Here is a 23,177-nt window from a genome sequence, read left to right as displayed (position 1 = left end):
TTGTTTCCTGTCTACGCTTTGTTTGCCTTATTGATGCATAACTTACTCAATAGGGAAATCTCATGTTTAAGACTCAAATCTCCACCTCGGCGATGCTGGTGGCCTCGGTGCTGGCCTCTGCTGCCAGTTTTCAAGCCTTTGCTGCGCTCCCCGGTAAACCGACATTAGGTTGGGGGGAAACCAAGTTTGCCATTATCGAGGTGAATCAAGCCGCCTCAGCCTATAACCAATTAGTGACGGTTAAAGATGCCGCCGATGTGTCCGTGACGTGGAACTTGTATAACGGCGACGTCGGCAATAAGGCGCAGGTGTTACTCGATGGAAATGTGGCATGGGAAGGTCCATCGAGTGCGGCGGGGACGGCCAATTTCAAGGTCAATAAGGGCGGGCGCTATCAAATGCGCGTGCAGCTTTGTAATAACGAAGGTTGCAGCGCCAGTGATGCGAGGGAAATCTTAGTCGCCGATACCGATGGCAGTCATTTACTGCCACTCAATGCGCCTTTGAAGGAAAATAATCGTCCCTATGCGAATAAATCCGGCAAAGTGGTGGGAAGTTACTTTGTGGAGTGGGGTGTTTATGGGCGTAAGTTCCCCGTCGATAAGATCCCTGCACAAAACTTAACCCATATTTTATATGGCTTTACCCCGATTTGTGGTGGCAATGGCATCAACGACAGCCTAAAGGAAATCGAAGGTAGCTTTGAGGCATTGCAGCGCGCTTGTGCTGGCCGTGCCGATTTTAAAGTGGCGATTCATGACCCTTGGGCGGCGGTGCAAATGCCGCAGGCGGGGGTGAGTGAGTATTCCGATCCCTACAAAGGCAACTTCGGCCAACTGATGGCGTTAAAACAAGCCTATCCCGATTTGAAGATCCTCCCGTCCGTTGGTGGGTGGACGCTCTCGGATCCCTTCTACTTTTTAGGAGATAAAACCAAGCGCGACACCTTTGTCGCCTCAGTGAAGGAGTTTTTACAAACCTGGAAGTTCTTCGATGGTGTCGATATCGATTGGGAATTTCCCGGCGGCAGTGGCGCTAACCCAAGCTTAGGAAATGCCAATGATGGGGAAACCTATGTCACCCTGATGCGTGAATTGCGGGCGATGCTCGATGAGCTCAGCGCCGAAACCGGACGCAGCTATGAGCTGACCTCGGCCATCAGTGCGGGCGGCGATAAGATTGCTAAGGTCGATTATCAGGCGGCGCAGCAATATATGGATTACATCTTCCTGATGAGTTACGACTTTAATGGTGGCTGGACCAATACAGAGCTTGGACATCAAACCAATCTCTATGAGGCGAGCTGGGATCCTAATACCCGTTACACCACGGACAAAGGCGTAAAAGCCCTGCTCTCTCAAGGGGTGACGCCGGGTAAGATCGTGGTCGGCGCCGCTATGTACGGCCGCGGCTGGACTGGGGTGAATGGTTATAGCGGTAACAATCCTTTCACGGGCACAGCAACGGGCAAAGTGAAGGGCACCTGGGAAGCGGGCGTGGTGGATTATCGCCAGATCGCTAAGGATTATATGGGCGCAGGTTGGAGCTATGCCTATGATGAAACCGCCGAAGCGCCATCGGTCTTTAATGCATCGACGGGCGATTTAATTACCTTCGACGATGCGCGCTCTGTTAAAGCCAAGGGCCAATACGTGCTGACCAATCAGCTCGGTGGTCTGTTCGCCTGGGAAATTGATGCCGATAATGGCGACATACTCAATGCTATGCACGAAGGTCTAGGCCATGGCGAGGGTACAACGCCACCTGCGAATAAAGCGCCGATTGCCAATGCGGGAGCGGATATCACGGTAACGGGAACTGCGGATGTCACACTAAACGGCAGTGCGTCGCGGGATCCTGAAAACGGCGCCTTGAGTTATCAATGGAGCCAAGTCTCGGGCCCAAGCTTAAGTATCAGTAATGCGGACATGGCCAATGCTGTGGTGCAACTGAGTGAGGCGGCCTCGGATGTAGTGTATGTGTTTAGCCTGCAAGTCACAGATCCCGAAGGATTATCTTCAACCGATACTGTGACTTTAACCCATAAGGCCGAGACGGCAAACCAAGCGCCTGTGGTGACTGTGCCAGCGAGTGTGACGGTTGAGGCGGGGCAATCGGTGAGCATCAATGCGACGGCGACTGACGCCGATGGCGACAGCCTCACCTACGCATGGACAGTGCCCAGCGGCGTGGCGGCGAGTGGACAAAACAGTGCCACACTGGTGGTGACGGCGCCAACGGTTACCCAATCGACCCAATACAGTTTGAGTGTATTGGTCTCCGATGGCGCCTTAGATGCCAGTGCTGCCTTAACCTTAAGCGTGACGCCTAAGGCGACGGGTGGTCAATGTGATGCTACTGACCCCAATGCGGCCAACTATCCCGCCTGGAATGCGACAAGCATTTACAACACGGGTGATACCGTGAGTTATAACCAACTGGTTTGGAAGGCGAAATACTGGACTCAAGGTAATACACCTTCAAGAACCGCCGACCAATGGCAATTGTTGAGTCAGGTTGAGTTAGGTTGGGATGCGGGCGTTGCCTACAACGGCGGAGCAACTACTAGCTATAACGGTCGTCAGTGGCAAGCCAAATACTGGACTAAAGGAGATGTCCCTGGGGTTGCTGCGGTATGGACGGATATCGGCGCGGCGCCTTGCCCTTAGTCGATAGGGATTAAAGACATTAAAAAAGCCCTGCAATGCAGGGCTTTTTATTAAGGATTACAGCGTCAGATTAATTAATCTTCAGCAGCTCAACATCAAAAATCAGTACCGAACCGCCGCCAATTTTGCCAGTGCTGCGATTGCCATAGGCCAGTTCGCTTGGGATAAAGAAGCGGTACTTATCGCCTTCGACCATCAGTTGCACGCCTTCAGTCCAGCCTTTAATGACACGATTGAGTGGGAAGGCAATGGGTTCACCGCGCTCGACCGAGCTATCGAACACAGTGCCATCAATTAAGGTGCCGTGGTAATGCACAGTCACTGTATCACTCGCCTTAGGATGAACCGTGCCAGTGCCTTGCTGTAACACTTGATATTGCAATCCCGAGGCGGTGGTTTTCACCCCTTCTTGGTTTTTGTTTTGCGCTAAAAACTCATTACCTAAACGGATATTTTCTTGGGCCGCTTTTTGGTTATTCATCGAGGTAAAGAAGTAAAAAATCACCCCAGCAATCACAACAACGGCAAGTAACATTTTCATTTTAAGGAGCACCTCAGTCAATTTTGGCCATATTATCAGTTTTTTAGCCGAAGTGGCTAGCGCCTCGGTTCGGCGGGGTGTTGGACGATTCGCGTTACATTTTCTCACTTTTTTAAAATGGCTAAAGGCTTTATCCCGTTTTAGAGATCGCTTAACCTGTGACATTAGACTCTACAAAAACTCAATAAAAACAGATAAGAAGAATAAACAAGGACAGTCTTATGTTAACCAAAGCGGCAAAACCTCTGGTCAAACTCGTCGACCGTTATTTACCCGACCCTTATATCTTTGTCTTGCTCTTAACCTTAGTGGTGCTGATTTCGGCCGTGGTAGCCGAGCAGAAAACCCCACTCGAAGTCATCAATTACTGGGGCGATGGCTTTTGGGCACTGCTGAGTTTTTCGATGCAGATGCTATTAGTACTGGTGGCCGGATTTATGCTCGCCAGCTCGCCACCGATTAAGAAATTACTCGATGGCATCGCTGGATCCGCTAAGTCGGCGCCACAGGCGATTATCTTAGTGACCTTGGTTTCCCTCGCCGCCAGTTGGATTAACTGGGGATTCGGTTTAGTGGTCGGCGCCTTATTCGCTAAGGCCTTAGCGCGTAAAGTGCGTGTGGATTACCGTTTATTGGTTGCCAGTGCTTACTCGGGATTTGTGGTTTGGCACGGCGGCTTAGCGGGCTCAATTCCGCTCACCATCGCTACGGTGGGGCATTTTTCTGAATCACAAATCGGCATTATCCCCACCAGCGAGACCATCTTCGCGAGCTTTAACCTGCTGTTAGTGCTGATTTTGTTTGTGGTGATGCCTCTGGTAAACCGCTTTATGCTGCCCGAAGAGAAAGACGGTATCTATGTCGATCCTAAGGCTCTTGAGGATGGGGCCGCAGACGATAACGCGGCGCAGTTAACGGCCAATACGACGACTCGCCCTGCGGATAAATTAGAAAACAGCCGCTTACTCGGTTGGAGCGTGGGCGGCGCTGGACTCGTTTACTTAGGCTACTACTTTGCGGTGCAGGGCGGCAGCTTAAACCTTAACCTAGTCAACTTCTTATTTTTATTCCTCGCCATCGTGCTGCATCAAACGCCACGCAGTTTATTGCTGAGTCTCAATGAAGCCATCAAAGGAGGCGCGGGTATCGTTATCCAGTTTCCTTTTTACGCTGGCATTATGGCGGTGATGGTGCAATCGGGATTAGCCCAGAGTATTTCCGAAGGTTTTGTGGCCATCGCCAGTGCTGAAAGCCTGCCATTTTGGAGCTTTATCAGTGCCGGGATTGTGAATATTTTCGTACCTTCGGGGGGCGGACAATGGGCGGTGCAGGCGCCGATTATGTTGCCTGCGGCCGAAGCCTTGGGCGCCGATGTGGCACGGGTTGCTATGGCCGTGGCTTGGGGAGATGCGTGGACCAACCTTATCCAGCCTTTCTGGGCGCTGCCTGTGCTGGCCATCGCCGGGTTAAAGGCGCGGGATATCATGGGATTCTGTTTAATGCAGCTGCTGATAACAGGGGTGATTATCAGTATCGCGCTAAGCTGGTTTTAAACGAAAGCTTAAGGGTTCTGATAAAGGGCAATCTCACTTGCCCTTTATTTTTATCCTCTTCTTTATTCTCTTCTTATCCAGTTCACGCACAAATGCGTAAAATGCTTAGGTTTTAGTGTTTTGACGCAGCTTAAAACCATTTCTGCGGATAGGGGCGTCGACACAGCAGATTATGATACAGCCAGCCAAAGGACAGGATCAGCACTAGACCACTGGCGACTGGCGAATATAAAAAGTCCCACCCCTGCGCGGTCAGCATAATAACCAGTGGGTTTGCTCCAGCTGGAGGATGCACTGTGTGAGTGAGCATCATCAATGCAATTCCCGCCCCTACGGCTAATCCTAAGCTTAGCGGCGAGACGCCTACACTGTGGAGGATGATAAGTCCCATCAGACTGGTCAGTAGGTGGCCGCAGACAATATTTCTTGGCTGCGCCAATGGGCTATCGGGAAGGGCAAATAAAATCACCATAGTGGCGCCAAAGGGGGCCATCAGCCACAACAGCTGCGAACTCATTTGCTCCAAGCTTGCTAAGGCACTGATACATAACATGGCGCCTATGCCGGCGAGCAGTGCGGGTTTCAATTGTTGTGGGTTTATCACTTTCATTGTGTGTCCTTTGAGCCCAACTTGGCTATCGCGCAAGGGCTGTGGTTTATATGGTTAATATCAATAACTGCGGCTTGGGATTTAGTGTTGGGTTTCCCCTTGGCGCCATCCCTGTGGCCGCGTTGCACTTCATTGTGTTGAATCTCTAATGGGTAGACCAATCTGTCTACTTGATATCATTGCATGAGTAGACTGATTTGTCTACCTGTGAGAAGATACGCTTAAATCCTAATTGCAGAGGAAGGCGATATGCCACAACCCGAAGTCTTGTCAGATATGCCCTTAGATAAACGTCAACAGCTCATCACCACGGCATTTAAACTGTTTTATTTTCAGAGCGTACATGGGGTGGGTATTAACCAGATTTTGCAGGAGTCGGCGATTGCCAAAAAAACCTTGTACCATCATTTTGTGAGTAAGGATGAGTTGGTCGAAGCCGTGGTGTTGTATCGCGACCAAGTGTTTTATCACTGGTTAAGCGAGCGAGTGCTAGCAGTCGAGATAGGTAAGGCGGGGATCCGCGCGTTATTTATGGCGCTCGATGATTGGTTTAATCAAAGAGTGCCGCAGCTGTGTGAGTTTCGGGGCTGTTTTTTTATCAATGTGAGTGCCGAATTTACCGATGCCAGCCATCCTGTGCATCGTTTATGTGCCGAGCATAAACAGCGGGTAGCTGATTTAATGGGTCAGCAAGTGGCGGCTTTGGGCTTGTCCGAGGCAAAAGCGGCTTATCTTGTCGATACCCTATGCCTATTGAAGGAAGGCGCCATAGTATCAGCGCAGCTGCGCGGCGACACAGATGCGGCTATGCAGGCGTTAAAAGTTGCCGAGCAATTGATTGAAATAGAAACGCATTAGCGTGACGGTTAAATCAATCTATCCATGAAACCCGTTTGGATCCCATAACCCAGCAGGGCTAAGTTGGTCACGACCGTGAGCCAAAACAGTTGGCGAAAGGCGGCTTTGACCGATTTATGCCGCAGTAACTGCTGGGCAAACAGTGCGCCGGGCCAACCCCCGAGGAGAGACATCAGATGTAGGGTGCTTTCCTTGGTGCGCCAGCGACCTTTTCGCGCCGCCGATTTGTCGAAGGCGTAGGCGATAAAGGTGCATAAACTCAGCAGCAGGTATAAACCCACAATCGCAAGCGGCAGCATATGCCACCAAGCGGCGCCGATTAGCATCGCCAGAAAAACGAGCGCTAATAATAAAGGCATCGAACTCTGATGCGAGCGCGCGGCTCTGGGTTTTGCCACTTTTGATTTCGTGACTCTTGGTTCTGTGGCTCTAGATTTAGTCACTCTGCGTTGATTCACTCTTTGTTGAGTCGCTCTTCGTTCATGTACTGGAGCGGATGGCGTTTTATTGGCTCTTTTGTTGTTCATTATTCGAGTTCAAATGGCTACTAGCGTTGATGGACTTAAAGGCGAGCTGGCGCCAGAGTTTTTCGAGTGGCCCTTGGTGAAAGTAGCGTAAATACAAGCTTGCCAGTAGCAATTGCAGCAGCGAGTAACCCAGCGCTATCGCCATATAACCGCCCCTGTCGAGGGTTAATAGTAACTCGGGAGCAAAGTGGCGAAAGATAAACACACCGACAATGGATTGCAATATATACAGGCTAAAGGCGAGTTTGCCGACATTTTGCAAAGGCCTTAACACTGTCGAGCGATTTTGGCAGATTTTTACCAATATATGGATGTAAATCAGTGCAGTAGGGATAGCGCTTAGCATGACTATGATGTCCGAAAACATCACCAATGTTGGGTTTTGAGTTAATCCCAGCAGGGTATCTAGGGTAGAGAGTACAAAGCTGGCTAAAACCAGCTTGATTAAGGTGTTACGCTCAAATCCCTGCTCGAAACTACCTTGGCGATAGAGCGCCATACCTAGCAGCATCAGTCCGCCCGTGAACCACATTAAGGTGAACGGAATGACCAGCGCCATGTAACCGACCTGCATAACATGCAGGAACAGTTGATTGGCATAACCCGATGTCCAAGCGCTGTATTGTTCGGTGAATAAGGGCGATTCGCGGGTAAAGAGTTCGTCACTGCCCATGATGCTGATTAAACAGATAACTACTAACGAACTGAAAATAAAAATATTGGCCTTACGTTTTAACTCGGCGATGCTGGCATCTCGGTAGCAGAGTGCTAAAAAGCCGCTGATCCCATAGGTCAGTAAAATATCACCGGGCCAGATAATGATGCCGTGGATCAGGCCAAAGACAATCAACCATTTCAAGCGTGAGCGCAGCAGCGAATAGGCCGCTAAACCTTTATCACGAAACCGTTGGTACTGAATATAAAGCCCAACGCCAAATAAGATGGAAAACAGGCTGATAAATCGCCCTTCAATAAAGAAATTGCTAAAGGCTTCGAGCACTTGGTCTGAGAGTAATGGGATTTGATGGGGCGCATAGCCATAAAAGCTTATCCCCATAAAATAGATATTCATAAAAAATATCCCCAATACCGCTAACCCACGTATGGCATCGAGGTTGGCATTACGTCCAATTGGGATAGGCCGATGGAGCGTGTGAGTCGCATCGATGGGACTTCCCCAAGGATCCTTGGCAGCTTGAGTGATAGGTTTGATAGCAGGCATCCTTTTGCTATTGGGGAAAATGAACCGAGTCAGCTCGGCGAGATTGAGTTGATAATACAAGGCGCTAGCTTAACAGGCGCTCAAACCAATGAACACTCAACTAATTAAAGCGTTAGGCGCGTGGATCGCTTTGAAAGATATTGTCTATTCACCAATATCTTCGTTCCACAGCTGTGGCTTGGCGGCGATAAAATCGTGCATCAACTGTTTGCACTCGTGATTGTCCACCACTGTCACCTCTACTCCGCGGGACTGCACATAGGCTTCTGGTCCTTGAAAGGTGACATTTTCACCGACCACCACCTTAGGAATGCCATAGAGTAGTATTGCGCCACTACACATATCGCAGGGGGAGAGAGTCGAATAGAGCGTGGCCTTTTGATAATCGGCGGCGGTCAATCTGCCCGCATTTTCGAGGCAATCCATTTCGGCATGCAACACGGCGCTGCCTTGCTGCACGCGTTTGTTATGGCCGCGGGCGACAATTTTCCCGTCGATCACTAATACTGAGCCAATGGGGATCCCGCCTTCGGCTAATCCTTGTTTGGCCTCATCAATCGCGGCCTGTAAAAATTCATCCATTTCGGTCCCCTATCTTAGGTTGTTTGGCTTAGCATAGCAGCCTGCAAGCGTTGAGCAAGACAACCTAAGTGGTGATTTCGATTGATGATTAAGCTTGGGTGGATAAGCCTTGGCTTACTTCTGTGGCTTTTCTGAAATCCATAACTTGATATGTCCTTTCACGACTACCACGCCTTGGGTGTCGTAGGCGGTAACGGGCACCAACATATCGCCGGGAGTCCACTGCTCTGGCGTGACTTCGGCAACACATAAAATATCACTGCCCGCCTTGGCGGTGTAATCCAGGCTCATGCCCTTAGGGATCCAACGTAGGTGAGCCGGAATTGATGCTTCGGCCATCACGCCCATTGCCATTTCTAAGCCGTTACAGATGGCGATAACATGCACGGTTTTTATATGGTTATGAACGGCATGACGTTTTTTAATCAGGCAAGCACAGTGGTTAAGGCGCAATTCAGTGATCAGTGGTTTGATGGTACCAAAATAAGGTGCCATGCGTGATACCATGATGGAGAAAATTTTTTGGCCAAAGGGCCAGCCTTGGGTTTTATGGTAAAGCGCGAGAACCTTATTGGGCTTAGCGTTTGGGGTTTGTGCGTTAGGGCTCATGGTTATCCTTCATCGGAGTGCAAACTTAAGGTGTTAGTCTTGGGCCGCTGATATTTTTAATGCTTAGCGGCGTGCCTGTTTCTTTCTGGTCGGATGAGTGTAACATTGGGATAACATTAAATGCCAGTCGGCCGAATTAAGTAAACTTCATTTCGCGGTTTTTACGCTAACACCGTATAATCACGACAAATTTGTCATCAATGACACTTCATAATGATTTAACTACAAGGACTCACAGTGAAATATTTGCTGACCTATTTTAAGGGAATGGCCATGGGGGCCGCCGATGTGGTGCCTGGGGTTTCGGGTGGCACTATCGCCTTTATCACCGGTATTCTCGATACCCTGCTCGAAAGCGTTAAACGTATTAATCCTTCACTGTGGGGCGTGATTAAGTCGCAGGGGATTAAAGGTGCGTTTGAACATATTAATGGTGGATTTTTACTGAGTTTGTTAGCGGGGATCCTAACCAGTATTTTTACCTTCGCTAAACTGATTTCTTGGTTGCTGGTGGCCCATCCCATTCCGATTTGGTCATTCTTCTTTGGCCTTATCATCATCTCTGTGGTGCACATGCTTAAGCAGGTGAGTGGTTTTACGCTGGCGCGTTTGGGATTATTCGCCTTAGGGGTTTTGGCTGCCTGGGTGATCACTGTACTGAACCCTGTATCGGTCGAGGCCAGCTATTTAAATATTTTCTTCGGCGGTGCGATTGCCATTTGTGCCATGGTATTACCGGGGATTTCGGGCAGTTTTATCTTATTATTGCTCGGCTTATATCCTGTGGTACTCGCGGCGGCAAAAAATATCCAAATCGATATCTTGGCCTGTTTTGCCGTTGGCGCTTTGCTGGGGATTTTAAGCTTTAGCCATTTACTCTCGGCCTTGCTGCGTAAATACCATGATGCGACTGTAGTGTTTCTCACGGGTTTGATGCTCGGCACCTTAGGTAAAATTTGGCCTTGGAAACAAACCTTAACCTGGCGTACTAACTCCCACGGTGAACAAGTGCCACTATTGGAGCAAAATATTTCGCCGCTGAATTTTGAACAAGTGACGGGCCAACCTTCACAGCTGATGTTAGCTGTGGTGTGTATGTTGGCGGCCATTGCCTTAGTTTGGGGTTTAGAGAAGGTCGGCAAACGGGATTAAGCCAATCCTGTGGATGATGTGAATAAAAGCAGCGATATTCGCTGCTTTTATGTTTTAAGGCCAATGGAATGTCCTCGACTTTTGGGCAATGTTATTTTGCTGGTCCGTTAAGTTACAATCGCGCCTCAGAGTGCACGCAGTCGATGTTGTGCATCCGTTTAAACTCAGTGAGAGTTTGCCGTTACGATAAGGATATAGTTGTGGAAAAAAAACAGGTCCCCTGGGTTGGCGTGGCGCTAGCCATTTTTGCCTTAGGTCATGTGGTTAACTTAATCATAGATAAACAAGATTCTGAAATATCCCCAGAGTTAAAGCAGCAAATTTCTGACACTATTCAGGCTCACAGAACACCCGCTTCAGCGAATAATGTCTTGATTCATGAGCCAAACAACCGTGAGATTGCCGAGATTTCGCCCAAAATCCCTATGCCTGCAGAATTAGTCGATGTGAGTCAAATCTACAGCAATCTCAATGCATTTGCGGCGCTCAAACGAGACGGTACTGTAGTCACATGGGGGGATGGCGAGTGTGGTGGCGATAGCAATAACGCCGCCGACCCTCTACTTAATGTAAAACAACTGTATGCGGCAGAGGATACCTGCGGCTTTGCCGCGTTAACCCATGACCACAAACTGATCCCTTGGGGAATGGGGGATGAAACTATGCCTTGGACTCGAGGAGTGAGACCTGTACTGCATGATGTGCGCGAATTTGTTGTGGGTAAGGGGCTCTATGCTGCCATTAAGCAAGATGGAAGTGTCGTCAGTTGGTCTTTTGAAGATGCATCAACTGCCGAGCTAGGCTCTGGTCAATACGCCGCGCCTGCGATGACGGGCGTCGTGTCTGTGTCTGTTAACCATGGCGCTTTTGCCGCCTTAAAACGGGATGAGACAGTAGTGACATGGGGGCAGGCGGATTATGGTGGCGACAGTCACGAAGTCGCCTCAGCGCTTAACAATGTGAAACTCCTCTATGCTAACGATAATGCTTTTACCGCTATGACTGCGACGGGCAGATTGGTGTCGTGGGGTAAGGTCAGAGCGGAGCAAAAAGGTCGTGAGCAAGTGGCAAAGCTTAACCAGCTTGCGCCTGCCGTGAAAGTTGTTGCTTCCAAAAATGGTTTTACAGCGCTGCTGGCTGACGGTAGTGTTTATGCGTGGGGGGAAGGGGAGTTAACTGAGTATGATGTGCCATTCCCTGCCCGCTTATCTCGCCCAAATCGTGCCAATAAAGTGATTGATATTTTTGCCAATAATGACGCGTTTGCCGCCTTAACCATCAGCCGTCAACTTATCGTATGGGGCAGTAAATATCATGGTGCTGATACGACGGTCCTTAAAGATAAATTACAAAGCGTGCTTAAGGTTTATCCCTTTGATGAAGGATTTGTCGCGTTACGTAGGGATAATACGGCTATCGCTTGGGAAGGATGGGAATTGGCAGAAAACCAGCCGCGTTATCAAGAGGTCACTCAGGTGAGCAAAGTGGTGACCTATGAACGTGAGTTTGCCTTTTTAAAGCAAGATGGCACTGTAGTTGATGGCCGCTTTGGCCCCAAAACTGACATAACTCAAGCAACGGATATTTTTCCTACGGGGTTAGGCTTTACGGTTAAACGCCAAGATGGCTCGATTGCAGTATGGATGCGGGAAGATCCCGCGGTGACGCTAGATAAGCAAGCCGTTGATTTGAGCCACATGCGGGATATTCGCAGTAATTTGCTGGATGTGATTGCCCTCATGGACGATGGCACGGTACAGGCTTGGGATGTCACAGGTAGAACGAGCAATGTGCTCTAAGCCAATGAGTAAACCCATTTGAAGCTAGTAAGCTAATAAAAACAAAGGGCTAAGATGTTCATCTTAGCCCTTTATCTTTAAGCGAGGCTTTTCTCGCTTTCCGCCTGATTGGCTTTAATTTCACGCAAATAGCGGTAAATGGAATGCACTGAAATCCCTAATCGAGTGGCGGCCACTTGGGCGCTATCCTTGAGTTCGAAAATCCCTAACTCATGGAGTTGATTGACAATTTCGCGACTCTTTTGTGAAGGGGAAATCGCAGGATTGGCACGCACCTCGTGGTTAACGCTATCGATAGTGCTGTGTAGCGCCTCATCAATATTGCGCGCAAACACCTCGGGCGAACTGGTCAATTCACTGCCGAGGAGCTGCTCCGGCATCATAGTGCGCAGCACAGATTGCAGCGGCGCATCCATATCGGTATTGATGCACAGTAACCCAATCGGCAGGTTTTTAGGATTACGGATAACAGTGGTTATCGAACGTAAGGTCTTACCGTTGGCACATTTGGTCAGGTAAGAGTTGGAAATATCCTGACCCGTTTTGAGCTTAAGCAAGGCTAGGTTAGTGATGGGCGCACCGACCTCACGGCCAGTGACATGACCATTGGCAATTTTGATCACCGAAGGGTGCTTAGCATCTAAGCTGTGCAGCACGACCTCTGTATGTTGGCCATACATGGCGGCAATCCCATCGACGATATTTTCGATGGACTTGAGTATATCCAGATCGCTTTGGGTTAAGTCTTGCAATTTCACAATATTCGGCCTTTTTCAGCAGCTTATCAGGAATAACCGTCTTATTCAGACATGATGTTAATGATAGTGACATCCGTAGATGACATGCCATTGAGTACCATCTTGCCTATGTTCTTAATGGTTTTCTCAACATCTTTGGCGATGATACCTTGGCCCGAAACGTTTTGGCTGTTGAGCGCCATTAAGAAGGAGCGTACCGCCGCACTCGATGAGGTACTGACCTTCATGGCGCAGGAGGCTTTGGCACCATCACAAACCATGCCCGAGCTGTCGCTGATGACGTTTTGAATCGCAAAGCAAGATTGCTCGAAACTGCCGCCCGCTAAATACACCATGGCCATAGAGGCTGCGGCGCTGGTGACCGTATTGCCACAGAATGCCGATAACGGCGGATAGTGGGACTTGATATAAATCGCCCCGAGGTGGCTCATGATCAGCGCGCGAGCCAGTTTCTCTTCGCTGACTTTATAACACTGGGCGGTGATGACCACTGGAATCGTCGCTGCAATTCCTTGGTTACCACTGCCTAAATTGCTCATGGCGGGCAGATTGGCACCGCCCATACGCGCATCCGAAGCCGCTGCGGTGAGCATCACAATCTTATTGAGTAAGTCCTCACCGATGATCCCGGCGGCAATGCCGTTTTTCATGGTGCGGCCGACTTCCAAGCCATAGGGTTTGGACATGCCTTCATCGGATAATTTACTGTTTAATTCCGAGGCTTTAAGAATAAATTGGATTTCTTCGAAGGGCACTTCTTGGGCGAAGCGGTAAATCGATTCAATATTGATATCGACGCCGTCGCAGATTGAGCCTGTGGCCTTGGCTTGGGCGCTATCGGCGGTAAATACTAACTCACCATTTAAGCGCTTCTCGGCAATCAAGGTATGGCCGCCACAGATTTTCACCATGGCCTCTTGCTCGCCGGCGGTTAAGCTGACGCAGCAATAGATAAATTCGTCGGTCTCGGTACGCTCAACCTTCACTTTACCCGTATCGATAAGGGTTTGTGCCTGTGCCACTTGTTCAGGTGTCACGTTGGCCAAGACTTCTAATCCCGCATCGGCATTACCTGCAAGCGCGCCTGCGGCTGCGGCGATAGCGAGACCGATTTTACCTGTGCCGGGCACATAAACGCCCATCGAGTTTTTATACAAGTTATCAGAAACTTGCACCGCAATTGACTCGGGTTCAACCGGTAATAAGGTACGGGCCACGGCCGCCGCATAGGCCGCAGCGATCGGCTCGGTACAGCCTAAGGCGGGTTTAACCACTTGGTTAATAATCTGAATGTATTGCTGCCATAAAGGTTTCATCGGGCTACAACCTTACCAATTTATGCGTGAACGTGGGCGATGGCTTCAACTTCCACTTTGACACCCAGTGGAAGATCTTTTACCGCAAAACAGCTGCGGGCAGGGCAGTCGGCTTTGAAATAGGTTTTATAGACTTCATTAAAGGCGGCAAAGTCACTGATCTCACTCAAGTAACAGGTGGTTTTAAGCACGGTTTCTAGGCTGCCACCACCGGCTTCAATCACGTATTTCAGATTCTCAAGGCATTGCACAGATTGTTCGCTGATCCCACCCTCGACAACGCCACCTTTCTCTTTACATACAGGCAGTTGTCCAGAGGTAAAAATCAGGTTGCCATAACTCGTGCCGTGGGAGTAAGGGCCAATCGCGGCTGGGGCACGTTCTGCATGAATGATGCTTTTCATTATCTCTCCAATCTGCAAATAAAATTGAATGCTGTCGAATTTCTATGTGCAATATTATTTGCATATTTTGGTTTGGTTGCAATTATTTTTTAATGTTTCATGCCGTAAAGACGAGTTTATGCGTCTTTTGGCGGGTTTTGGACCGAATTGTGAGCAACGACACTTTGTTCAACAAAAGTTGAGTATTTTGTTTGCTGAGTTTGTTTTGTTCAAATATATTTGCAAAAAATAACATCAACTCGGTTAGGATGAGATATGGATGCAAGGCTAACGGCGGCACAATGGAAAGAGGATACCCGCTTCGACAGTACGGATTGGGGCTGGATCATTATGAGTATTGGCATGGCGATTGGCGCTGGGATCGTATTTTTGCCAGTGCAGGTGGGCTTGATGGGCTTGTGGGTATTCTTGCTCTCCAGCGTGATTGGTTATCCTGCTATGTATTTGTTTCAGCGATTGTTTATCAATACTTTGGCCGAGTCGCCCGAATGTAAGGATTATCCGAGTGTGATTTCGGGGTATCTGGGCAAAAACTGGGGCATCTTACTCGGCGGCTTGTACTTCATTATGTTGGTGATTTGGGTGTTTGTGTATTCCACGGCCATCACCAATGATAGCGCCTCCTTTTTACAAAGCTTTGGCGCAACTACGTCATTATTGTCTAAAAATCCCTTCTATGGCCTAGCGCTGATCTGCGGTTTAGTCGCATTGGCCTCCCGTGGTGAAAACCTATTATTTAAGATCTCCACCTTTATGGTGCTCACTAAGCTTGGGGTAGTGGCGGTACTCGGGCTGATGATGGTCGATAAGTGGGATATCAATAATATCGGTAGCGTACCCAGCACGGGCGATTGGCTAAAGGATGCGATTGTGATGTTACCCTTTACGCTGACATCGATTCTATTTATCCAAAGTTTAAGCCCTATGGTGATTTCCTATCGTTCGCGGGAGAAATCCCTTGCTGTTGCCCGCTTTAAGGCGATGCGTGCGATGAACATTGCCTTTGGGGTGCTGTTTGTGGTGGTGTTTTTCTACGCTGTGTCTTTTACCCTTGCCATGGGGCATGAGCAGGCGGTGCGCGCCTCCCATGAAAATATCTCCGCCTTAGCCATGGTGGCCCAGGGGATGCCAGGGCAAACCTTAAAGCTGCTTAGTCTGACCTTAAATATCTTTGCGGTGATGACGGCGTATTTTGGTGTGTATTTAGGGTTTAGGGAGGCGTGTCAGGGATTGACCATGAATATGCTGCGCCGAGTGATGCCCGAGGAGCGGATCAATAAGTCGTTAGTGGGTTACGGCATCATGATCTTTACCATTTTGCTGTCCTGGGGTGCGATTGTATTAAATGCCCCTGTGCTGAGTTTTACCTCTATATGCAGTCCTATCTTCGGTTTAGTGGGTTGTTTGATCCCTGCCTATTTGGTCTATCAAGTGCCTGCGCTGCATAAATATAAAGGGGGGTCGCTGTATATCATTATCGTCACTGGCTTATTGCTATGTATTTCGCCTCTGCTTGCCTTTAGTTAATGCTTTACCTCCTTTACAAACAGGTATAGCAGTCGTGCTGTACCTGTTTTTTTGGCTTCTATTGAGACAAATTGTCTTAATTTCCCCGCTATTTACTAGGCTCATTGTGCGCTAGTAGTGGTTTTTGTCATGCTGTTCGCGCTGGATGAAATTTGGTGATTGTGCCGGATCGATAACTTTCTATAATCCTTGGCAACTACTTTAGTGGTATCTTTTTTTCTAATGCTTATCAAACTAAGGAATGCCTAATGCAAAGACGTGATTTTTTGAAGGGTGCAGCCATTCTGTCGGCGGCGGGAACCGTGATGCCAGTGTTAGCGGCGTCGACGCAAACCCATGCGATGACCGATAAAACCTGTGGTCGTCGCCGATTTACCTTAACCAATACCTATCAGCTCGTCGCGCCAGAAGGCTCTGCGGGCGTGGTGAAGTTATGGGTGCCACTTCCTGAAAACACAGCTTTCCAGCAGGTTGAAAAACTTAACTTTAGCGGGACTTATCAAGACGCCTATATCAGTGCCAATAACCACTATGGCGCTAAAACCCTGTTTGCCACTTGGCCCGATGCCAAGGGCAAGATGACCCTAACACTAGAATTAGTGATTGAAACCCAAGATTGGGAACCTGTTAAAAGTGGCGAGTTAAGCCATTACCGCGCGCCAGCTAAACCTGAGTATCCCGCCGACGTCGCCATTTACCTTAAGCCAACCAAGCATATGCCTGTGGATGGTATCGTGAAGCAAACCGCGGATAAGATCGTGGGTAAAGAAACCGAGCCACTCAAACAAGCACAGTTGATTTACAACTGGGTGAGCGCCAACATGTACCGCGATAACGATGTTATCGGTTGCGGCAGTGGCGATGTGGCCGCCATTCTTGAAAGTGGCAAACTCGGCGGTAAGTGTACCGATATCAACTCAGTATTTGTGGCGCTGATGCGCGCAGTGGGTGTGCCTGCCCGTGAAATGTTTGGTATTCGCCTAGGCCAAGCCATCAAGATGGGCCATTATTCCAAAAAAGCCTTTGGCAGCGCCGACGATAAGGGCTTTGCCGATGTGACGGGTGGTCAACACTGCCGTGCCATGTTCTACTTAGCGGGTTATGGCTGGTTGCCCGCCGACCCTGCGGATGTGACTAAGATGCGCCTCACCGAGAAGAAGGAGCATAGCGACCCTGCAGTACAAGCGGTGAATGATTACCTGTTTGGTAACTGGGAAATGAATTGGGTTGGCTTTAACTATGGCCGCGACTTTGACTTATTCCCCGTGGCGGAGCAGACTCCACTGAACAATTTTGGTTATCCCTATGCCGAAGTGGACGGCGATCCTGTGAATTACTATGAGCCAAAAGTTTTCGCCTATGACTACAAGTCAAGCGAGCAGCGCTAAACCGCTGCTTGCCACCATGGCCGCCGCCGTTGTTGCGGCGGTTGCCTCTAGCCTTTGCTGCATCGCGCCCTTAATCTATTTAGTGTTTGGCGTGTCTGCGGCGGGGCTGTCGGGGTTATCGAGCTTAGCTTGGTTACAAGCACCCATGTTGCTCCTATCAACTGGGCTAATTTTGCTGGGTTTTTGGCGCTTGTACTTTGCGAAAAAGCCGCTCTGTACCGGTACATTTAGCCGGGGACAAATGCTATTCGTCTATTGGGTGACTGTGCCTATTGTGCTGGCGTTCCAACTGTATCCCTTTGTTTTACCTTGGCTACTTGAGGTGTTCGAATGAAGCCACTATCACGTATTGCACGACTTGTGCTCATTACATCGTTGGGGTTTACGCCATTCACTTGGGCGGATAACGTGCAGGTGACACTCGATGTTAAAGGCATGACCTGCCCACTGTGCGTTACCGTCGTTAATCAGGCGCTGCGCAAAACCGATGGGGTGATCAAAGCCAAGGCAAACTTGAAAACCGAGCAGGCCGTGGTCACAGTCGCTGATGATTTTAACCTCGATAAGTTGATTACCGCCGTCGACGCCACTGGCTATAAAGGCACTATCAATAAGGTCGAAAAGCAGAGCTGATATTGGCTCATTATCGCTTCAGTATTTAATCTAAAAAGCACAACCTAATTGGGTTGTGCTTTTTTGTTTGCGACTCTTAGATGCAGGATTCTATTAAGCAGAACAATATTAATATCGAGTTTTTCATTCACTCACACTGACATGGTTAATGCTGACCAAATTACTACTTTTGACTGAATGAAGTCTCTAGGTCGCCATACTGGCAATTTCACTGCCAGCAGTAATATGCGATGTAGACCTTGCTCTATTATTGGCACAAATAAAACCAGTAATTAATTATGAGTGCCGGAATCTTATCAATACCTTTGAGTTAACGCGTTTGAATAAGGAAATAATCTAATGGTATGCTTACAAGGTGAACACTTGTGGCTAATGGTATCGTTATGATTTTAAATGCTTTATTTTCAAATGGAGATAACTGAGATTTGAGCTTGCAATGGGTGTTTTCAATACTATTAATGAATATATATGATTATTATGTTTGTTAACATCTGTGTTACTTTTTTGAGGTGAGTTAGTCGCTACAGTCGTCATCGAATGTTATTCATTTTAAGCCGTTGTAATCCTATTTGTGGATACTTCGAAGAGCTATTTTTACCGTCGAATTCCTACTGCAGAACAGAGCAAATTGAATTCGAAATTGCGCTCATTTTCCATCAATAATATGCTTCGCTCAAATAAAGAACCCGATAAAAATCGCCTCAAAAATGTATTTATGTTCGATTAACGGGCATAATGCGGCGTTTTAATATTCAGTTACAGGGAATAACCATGAAGTATTTGGTTAGCGTAGTTACATGTTTTCTATTATCTGCCTGCTCATTTGGCGATGCCGATGTGGAGTTTAAGCCACAAAAAGGTGATGAGCGCGCGTATCAAGTGTATAGCACTGCCCGCATCTCGGTCGAAGCGGGTGGCCGTAATGAAACTGTGGACACCACATCCCACCAATTACTGCGCTATAAGGTGCTCGAGACGGGTAAAAATAGCCGCTTCGAAGTGCATGTCGATTATATGAAAATGCAAGATGGCCAAGGGAGTGGCGTGAGCAGTGGCGAACGGGCTGAGCGAAATCCCGAAATGCATGCCATTTTCTCTCAGGGCTTTGAATTTTCATTAAATTTAGACGATGGCAGCGTTAAAGAATTTAGCGCATTAAATAAACCCGCCTGGCAAGCCATGCTGGCAGAGCGCGGCCTTGAGCTCGAGCAGGAACTTAAAAAGCTCTTTAGCTCATCGGTTTTTATTAATTCGATACCCGCTGAAGTAGGGGCTGTGGTGATGCTTCCGGCCTATCAAGGCCATGCTAATTCAAAGCTTACCGTGTTAAAGGTCACTGACACCCATGTTCTGGCTCAAGTGGAAAGCGAAGGTGAGCAAGCCAAAATATATGGCCAACTGATGCTCGAGCGCGACCGCGGGTGGCTTGTGCAGATGGGGCTAGTGGCAGAGGTGCCCTTTGAGCGTTACGGCTTTAAGGGAACGATGCGCAGCAATGTGATTATGGTGCCTAAGGAGCGTGAGCTGGGCGATCTGTCGCAGCGAGTGGCTTTTGATTACGATTTCCCACCGGGTGAGTATGAAAAACAGCCCGAATTATCACTTGAAGAGGCCAATAAACCCTTAACCCAAGAGGCGGTTTTTGCCTACGATGCGGGTTACTTTGACCTTATTGATGACCAACTCAGTCTTACTTATCAGCATGATTTTTCGGGTTTAAAAGCATCAGGAGAGTTTCGTCTAACCGATATTACGGCGCACAGTGCCGATGGCAGCGTTTTACCGCTACAACTCAATAAGATTTATCGCTTTAATTTCGCAGAGAAGGATGGTTTTTATAAATCCGTAGAGCAACATTTACTCGTTGGCTGGAATGAGCCCTCCGAGCTGTTTTCCCAAGTTGTTGAGTTTCGTGCCAAGGCCCACTATCAGGGCGCTAAACTGGTTAAACTGGCATTAACACCCGATCCAAATAAAACGGTGTCCTTGCAGTATAAAGATTTACAGCTTGAATTTGCTCCTATCCCCGATAAGCCTTTTTCGTATGTGCTGACATCACGCGATCCAACCCATAAATCTTGGTTAGCGGGGCGATTTGACGGTGCCGAAGGCGCCATGATGAAGTACCAATCGCCGTCGGTAGAAGGGCCTGCTTGGTTAACCTCAGCCGAACGGAATATGTTGGGGTTAGCTGCCTCGATGCAATTTGAACCCACCACCTTCTTTAGTTTTCCGGCCGAGCCACCGACGCTAACCATCTATGTGAATACACCAGATGAGAGTAGCGAACTGACCCAAGATGTTCGTTTTATTCCTATGATGGATTACGTGAAAAACGTCGCTTATCCCCCAGTGGATCAGCGCACGCTTTACCGTGATGATATGTATGCGCGCTACAATGAAGCGCCGCAAGATACATTAGCTGCGGATCCCGCCTTACTCGAACCCCAAATGGTGGCTAAATATGGCGTAAGTCTACAGTTAAGCGCCGAGCAAGCCGCCGTGTGCTCGCTAGCTGTGGTGGATGCGCCTCAAGTTGACGGCCACAGCTTGCAATGGACGCAGATCAAATCCGAAAACAGTATGGCGGAACATCTTGATAAGACAGTTTTATATCAACTCACCAGTGCCGATGGGATCCGTCGTAATTTTTACGATATTAAAGTCAGCAGTGCCTTGAGCTGTAGCGGTACACCCGAATGGCAATCCCTTGCGTATCAACCTAAGCAAGGTTGGCTGATTGATACCACTCAATTACCTGAACTCGATACCACGCAAACCGTGGGCGAGGTGATGCGCCATTATCGTTTTTTAAATGCGCAGAACATTCCACTCGCGCCTTTTATGCCAGCTGAGCGCGACGATTTTTATCAACGACCGTTACAGCAAGTGCTACATCAAGACCGTTGGTTTGAGCTGCAAGGGCGAGTGCAGGCGATTGAATACCTGAAGGTTAGCGGCGAGCCCGTTAATAAACAGTGGGTTACTACATTCCCAGCCTTGCCTTAAGGAACTGATATGAGAGCCTTATTACTATTATCTGCACTATTCCTGTCGTGTAATACCTTGGCTGAACGCATCTTGTTCGACGAACAATGGCTGCCTAGCGAGGTGCCAGGTGAAGCGATTTACTACCAGAAACAGCTCGCGACTGAGCAAGAGGGCGTGTGGCCAGTCGCGCTTTTTTATGTAGAGACAGATAAACCCGTTTTTAAAGGGACAGTCAACGGCCCCAATTTAGCGGAGAGTGCTATTGTCGGTGATTTCGAATTTTATCACCCCAATGGTCAACTCTCTCGCAAGGGACGTAGCGATGCACAAGGGCGTTATCAGGGAACGCATCTGTATTACTGGGAAGATGGAACACGCTCGGGTGAGTACCAATATCTGAATGGCAGGCTCCATGGTGAGCAAAAACGTTATCACACCAATGGCCAATTACGCGACCATCAATATTATGCGAATGGTGTGGAGTCCGGATTAGCGCAAAGTTATTTCGACAATGGCCAGCTGCAAACACGGGTAACCTATGGTGCTAAGGGGATGGAAGGCTTATATGAAAGCTTCCACAGCAATGGTCAGCCAGAGCAAACCGTGAATATGGTGGAGGGGAAAAGAGAAGGCGAGCGCCTGTATTGGACAAAAGAAGGCTGGTTATTCACTAAAGAGTTTTATCTTAAGGGGAAATTACATGGTGAAGTGTTGGTTTATCATGCTCCTGATGTGCCTCGAGAGATTAAACATTATCAGCATGATAAGCAGGTGGGTATCCAACAACGATTTGATCAGCAAGGGCGATTAACGCAGCAGCAGAAATACGACACTCATGGCCGTGAAATTCAGGATATAACCTATGCGAGCGCGGGCCATGTAACCTCCCAACTTGACACTCAATATCTCGCTAAAGGCCATATTACCAACGAGCAGCGCTTCGATGAGAGTGGAAAGTTAACCTATCAATATCAGCGCGATACCGTAAAAGATTGGAGTCTGCGTCAGCGTTTTGATGCCACAGGCTCGCTGCTTGAACGAGAAGAGCGAGTTGAGGGGAGCTACGAAGGGGTATATGTCGACGCAGGCTGGAATGGCTCTATCAGGCGGATAAATTACCGTAAAGGCAAAATGCACGGCGCATATCGTGAAGATAACGCTGAAAATGGCAGTTTTGTCACTGGGCAATATCAATCGGATGTAAAGGTTGGAAAGTGGGTGAGCCAAAATCCCGATTCGACGCGTATCGAACAGTTTAATTCGCAAGGGCAGCTCAACGGCGAACAGAGCGATATCGCCCCCGACGGCACGGTAATGTATCGAGCGTTTTATAAAAACGATAAGCTGCATGGCGCTTTTGTACAGCGAGGCTTCGATAAACAACTGCAAGCCCAAGGCCAGTATGTTAACGGCCAGCGTGAAGGTAAATGGTTAGTGCAAGACGAGAGCAGTTACAGCGAGGTGAAGTTATGGCACGGCCAGTACCAAGCGGGGCACGAAGTGGGGCCGTGGCGAGCCATGTCCGCTAACGGCCACTTATTAGGCACGATGCAATACGATAACAAGGGCCTTTTGCAAGGGAAAAGCTACAGCTTCAATGAAGACGGCAGCCTGCAGCGAAGCGAAGAGTATGTCGATAACCAGTTACACGGCAAGTTGGTTTACTACTTCAACGGCGAAGCCTCATCCGAATACCATTATCAAAATGGTGTCGATGTGGGCCAATAACCTAGGTGTACTCGCCCAGATTTAAACTGGCCGAGCCCATTTTTAGGGGCCGCGGTCAGTTTGGATTTGAGCTACCCCCTTTCTGCCCAAACCGCCTTCCAATCGAAATTCTCTCTTGAGTAGTCCCATGTGCGGCTATGTGACCACATCTAAATCAGCTCGGGTTTAATTCCTATAATGAGGAACTGAACCTGCGTCCATAAAACACGCAGGAAAAAAACAACCAACCACATTCAGCTACGGAAATCAGCGCAACGGAGAAACTAAGCCACGAAATCCGCACTCTTGATCCCCCTTCTGCACGGTTTGT

At 48.6% G+C, this 23,177-nt stretch carries 20 protein-coding genes; 11 read left to right on the top strand and 9 right to left on the bottom strand.

The features are described 5' to 3' along the window. Positions 1 to 62: 62 nt before the first annotated feature. Complete coding sequence (locus tag K0H60_RS14950; RefSeq protein WP_220056216.1) at positions 63 to 2,669, top strand: glycosyl hydrolase family 18 protein; 2,607 nt, start codon at positions 63 to 65, stop codon at positions 2,667 to 2,669. Positions 2,670 to 2,739: 70 nt separating this feature from the next. On the opposite strand, the gene bamJ is transcribed toward K0H60_RS14950, so the two are convergent. Further along, positions 2,740 to 3,210 (bottom strand): BamJ family beta-barrel-assembly machinery protein, encoded by a 471-nt coding sequence (gene bamJ / locus K0H60_RS14945; protein WP_011717838.1) that lies wholly within the window; start codon positions 3,208 to 3,210, stop codon positions 2,740 to 2,742. A gap of 221 nt (positions 3,211 to 3,431) precedes the next feature. Here bamJ and K0H60_RS14940 point away from each other — a divergent pair, with 221 nt between their 5' ends. Continuing rightward, positions 3,432 to 4,763, top strand: coding sequence for a short-chain fatty acid transporter (locus K0H60_RS14940; RefSeq protein WP_220056215.1), 1,332 nt, complete (start codon positions 3,432 to 3,434; stop codon positions 4,761 to 4,763). 130 nt (positions 4,764 to 4,893) lie between these two features. Here the strand turns inward: K0H60_RS14940 and K0H60_RS14935 are convergent, their stop codons facing one another. Then, entirely contained in the window at positions 4,894 to 5,373 is a 480-nt protein-coding gene (locus K0H60_RS14935; protein WP_220053596.1) for an HPP family protein, read from the bottom strand. Positions 5,374 to 5,622: 249 nt separating this feature from the next. Here K0H60_RS14935 and K0H60_RS14930 point away from each other — a divergent pair, with 249 nt between their 5' ends. Beyond that, a complete protein-coding gene (locus K0H60_RS14930; protein ID WP_220056214.1) occupies positions 5,623 to 6,231 on the top strand; it encodes a TetR/AcrR family transcriptional regulator in 609 nt (202 codons plus the stop codon). 8 nt (positions 6,232 to 6,239) lie between these two features. Here the strand turns inward: K0H60_RS14930 and K0H60_RS14925 are convergent, their stop codons facing one another. The 4 genes from K0H60_RS14925 to K0H60_RS14910 all read right to left on the bottom strand — a co-directional run bounded on the left by K0H60_RS14925 (position 6,240) and on the right by K0H60_RS14910 (position 9,171). Next, positions 6,240 to 6,758 (bottom strand): DUF1294 domain-containing protein, encoded by a 519-nt coding sequence (locus K0H60_RS14925; protein ID WP_220056213.1) that lies wholly within the window; start codon positions 6,756 to 6,758, stop codon positions 6,240 to 6,242. Then, entirely contained in the window at positions 6,736 to 7,980 is a 1,245-nt protein-coding gene (locus K0H60_RS14920; RefSeq protein ID WP_220056212.1) for a DUF418 domain-containing protein, read from the bottom strand. Before K0H60_RS14920 ends, K0H60_RS14925 begins: the two co-directional genes overlap by 23 nt. 144 nt (positions 7,981 to 8,124) lie before the next feature. Next, complete coding sequence (locus tag K0H60_RS14915) at positions 8,125 to 8,562, bottom strand: nucleoside deaminase (protein WP_220053592.1); 438 nt, start codon at positions 8,560 to 8,562, stop codon at positions 8,125 to 8,127. A gap of 114 nt (positions 8,563 to 8,676) precedes the next feature. Beyond that, positions 8,677 to 9,171 (bottom strand): hotdog fold domain-containing protein, encoded by a 495-nt coding sequence (locus K0H60_RS14910; protein ID WP_011717831.1) that lies wholly within the window; start codon positions 9,169 to 9,171, stop codon positions 8,677 to 8,679. Positions 9,172 to 9,408: 237 nt separating this feature from the next. Between K0H60_RS14910 and K0H60_RS14905 the strand changes: the two genes are divergently transcribed. Then, positions 9,409 to 10,323, top strand: a complete 915-nt coding sequence (locus K0H60_RS14905; protein ID WP_011626843.1) for a polyprenyl-phosphate transporter — start codon at positions 9,409 to 9,411, stop codon at positions 10,321 to 10,323. Positions 10,324 to 10,523: 200 nt separating this feature from the next. Beyond that, positions 10,524 to 12,122, top strand: a complete 1,599-nt coding sequence (locus K0H60_RS14900) for an RCC1 domain-containing protein (protein ID WP_220056211.1) — start codon at positions 10,524 to 10,526, stop codon at positions 12,120 to 12,122. Positions 12,123 to 12,199: 77 nt separating this feature from the next. On the opposite strand, the gene K0H60_RS14895 is transcribed toward K0H60_RS14900, so the two are convergent. The 3 genes from K0H60_RS14895 to K0H60_RS14885 are packed head-to-tail and all read right to left on the bottom strand — an operon-like array spanning position 12,200 to position 14,600. Continuing rightward, on the bottom strand, positions 12,200 to 12,880 hold the full coding sequence (locus K0H60_RS14895) for a helix-turn-helix transcriptional regulator (protein WP_086903341.1): 681 nt from the start codon (positions 12,878 to 12,880) through the stop codon (positions 12,200 to 12,202). Positions 12,881 to 12,921: 41 nt separating this feature from the next. Further along, entirely contained in the window at positions 12,922 to 14,196 is a 1,275-nt protein-coding gene (locus K0H60_RS14890) for an L-cysteine desulfidase family protein (RefSeq protein WP_220056210.1), read from the bottom strand. Positions 14,197 to 14,216: 20 nt separating this feature from the next. Continuing rightward, the gene (locus tag K0H60_RS14885; protein ID WP_220056209.1) at positions 14,217 to 14,600 is read right to left on the bottom strand and encodes a RidA family protein; all 384 of its coding nucleotides are present in this window, start codon (positions 14,598 to 14,600) and stop codon (positions 14,217 to 14,219) included. A gap of 255 nt (positions 14,601 to 14,855) precedes the next feature. Here K0H60_RS14885 and K0H60_RS14880 point away from each other — a divergent pair, with 255 nt between their 5' ends. From K0H60_RS14880 to K0H60_RS14855, 6 genes are all read left to right on the top strand, one after another. Continuing rightward, positions 14,856 to 16,127: an amino acid permease gene (locus K0H60_RS14880; protein ID WP_220056208.1), complete on the top strand. Its 1,272-nt coding sequence runs from the start codon at positions 14,856 to 14,858 to the stop codon at positions 16,125 to 16,127. Between the two features lie 248 nt (positions 16,128 to 16,375). Beyond that, complete coding sequence (locus K0H60_RS14875) at positions 16,376 to 17,515, top strand: transglutaminase domain-containing protein (RefSeq protein ID WP_088210542.1); 1,140 nt, start codon at positions 16,376 to 16,378, stop codon at positions 17,513 to 17,515. A 16-nt stretch (positions 17,516 to 17,531) separates the two neighbouring features. After that, on the top strand, positions 17,532 to 17,849 hold the full coding sequence (locus K0H60_RS14870) for a hypothetical protein (RefSeq protein WP_220058179.1): 318 nt from the start codon (positions 17,532 to 17,534) through the stop codon (positions 17,847 to 17,849). Next, positions 17,846 to 18,148, top strand: coding sequence for a heavy-metal-associated domain-containing protein (locus tag K0H60_RS14865; RefSeq protein ID WP_220056207.1), 303 nt, complete (start codon positions 17,846 to 17,848; stop codon positions 18,146 to 18,148). Before K0H60_RS14870 ends, K0H60_RS14865 begins: the two co-directional genes overlap by 4 nt. 771 nt (positions 18,149 to 18,919) lie before the next feature. Beyond that, positions 18,920 to 21,157, top strand: a complete 2,238-nt coding sequence (locus K0H60_RS14860; RefSeq protein ID WP_220056206.1) for a hypothetical protein — start codon at positions 18,920 to 18,922, stop codon at positions 21,155 to 21,157. 9 nt (positions 21,158 to 21,166) lie between these two features. Then, positions 21,167 to 22,867, top strand: a complete 1,701-nt coding sequence (locus K0H60_RS14855; protein ID WP_220056205.1) for a toxin-antitoxin system YwqK family antitoxin — start codon at positions 21,167 to 21,169, stop codon at positions 22,865 to 22,867. The last annotated feature ends 310 nt before the right edge of the window (positions 22,868 to 23,177 follow it).

Source organism: Shewanella mangrovisoli (assembly GCF_019457635.1).
Taxonomy (GTDB): domain Bacteria; phylum Pseudomonadota; class Gammaproteobacteria; order Enterobacterales; family Shewanellaceae; genus Shewanella; species Shewanella mangrovisoli.
Note: the sequence above shows the minus strand (reverse complement) of the source record. Positions and strands in the feature narration are given on the sequence as shown.

Excerpts from the sequence above, each read along its gene's own strand:
- K0H60_RS14890 (WP_220056210.1), bottom strand. The coding sequence starts at position 14,196 with ATGAAACCTTTATGGCAGCAATACATTCAGATTATTAACCAAGTGGTT.
- K0H60_RS14930 (WP_220056214.1), top strand. The coding sequence starts at position 5,623 with ATGCCACAACCCGAAGTCTTGTCAGATATGCCCTTAGATAAACGTCAA.
- K0H60_RS14910 (WP_011717831.1), bottom strand. The coding sequence starts at position 9,171 with ATGAGCCCTAACGCACAAACCCCAAACGCTAAGCCCAATAAGGTTCTC.
- K0H60_RS14865 (WP_220056207.1), top strand. The coding sequence starts at position 17,846 with ATGAAGCCACTATCACGTATTGCACGACTTGTGCTCATTACATCGTTG.
- K0H60_RS14915 (WP_220053592.1), bottom strand. The coding sequence starts at position 8,562 with ATGGATGAATTTTTACAGGCCGCGATTGATGAGGCCAAACAAGGATTA.
- K0H60_RS14920 (WP_220056212.1), bottom strand. The coding sequence starts at position 7,980 with ATGCCTGCTATCAAACCTATCACTCAAGCTGCCAAGGATCCTTGGGGA.
- K0H60_RS14860 (WP_220056206.1), top strand. The coding sequence starts at position 18,920 with ATGAAGTATTTGGTTAGCGTAGTTACATGTTTTCTATTATCTGCCTGC.
- bamJ (WP_011717838.1), bottom strand. The coding sequence starts at position 3,210 with ATGAAAATGTTACTTGCCGTTGTTGTGATTGCTGGGGTGATTTTTTAC.
- K0H60_RS14855 (WP_220056205.1), top strand. The coding sequence starts at position 21,167 with ATGAGAGCCTTATTACTATTATCTGCACTATTCCTGTCGTGTAATACC.
- K0H60_RS14950 (WP_220056216.1), top strand. The coding sequence starts at position 63 with ATGTTTAAGACTCAAATCTCCACCTCGGCGATGCTGGTGGCCTCGGTG.
- K0H60_RS14880 (WP_220056208.1), top strand. The coding sequence starts at position 14,856 with ATGGATGCAAGGCTAACGGCGGCACAATGGAAAGAGGATACCCGCTTC.
- K0H60_RS14935 (WP_220053596.1), bottom strand. The coding sequence starts at position 5,373 with ATGAAAGTGATAAACCCACAACAATTGAAACCCGCACTGCTCGCCGGC.
- K0H60_RS14940 (WP_220056215.1), top strand. The coding sequence starts at position 3,432 with ATGTTAACCAAAGCGGCAAAACCTCTGGTCAAACTCGTCGACCGTTAT.
- K0H60_RS14885 (WP_220056209.1), bottom strand. The coding sequence starts at position 14,600 with ATGAAAAGCATCATTCATGCAGAACGTGCCCCAGCCGCGATTGGCCCT.
- K0H60_RS14925 (WP_220056213.1), bottom strand. The coding sequence starts at position 6,758 with ATGAACAACAAAAGAGCCAATAAAACGCCATCCGCTCCAGTACATGAA.
- K0H60_RS14870 (WP_220058179.1), top strand. The coding sequence starts at position 17,532 with ATGGCCGCCGCCGTTGTTGCGGCGGTTGCCTCTAGCCTTTGCTGCATC.
- K0H60_RS14875 (WP_088210542.1), top strand. The coding sequence starts at position 16,376 with ATGCAAAGACGTGATTTTTTGAAGGGTGCAGCCATTCTGTCGGCGGCG.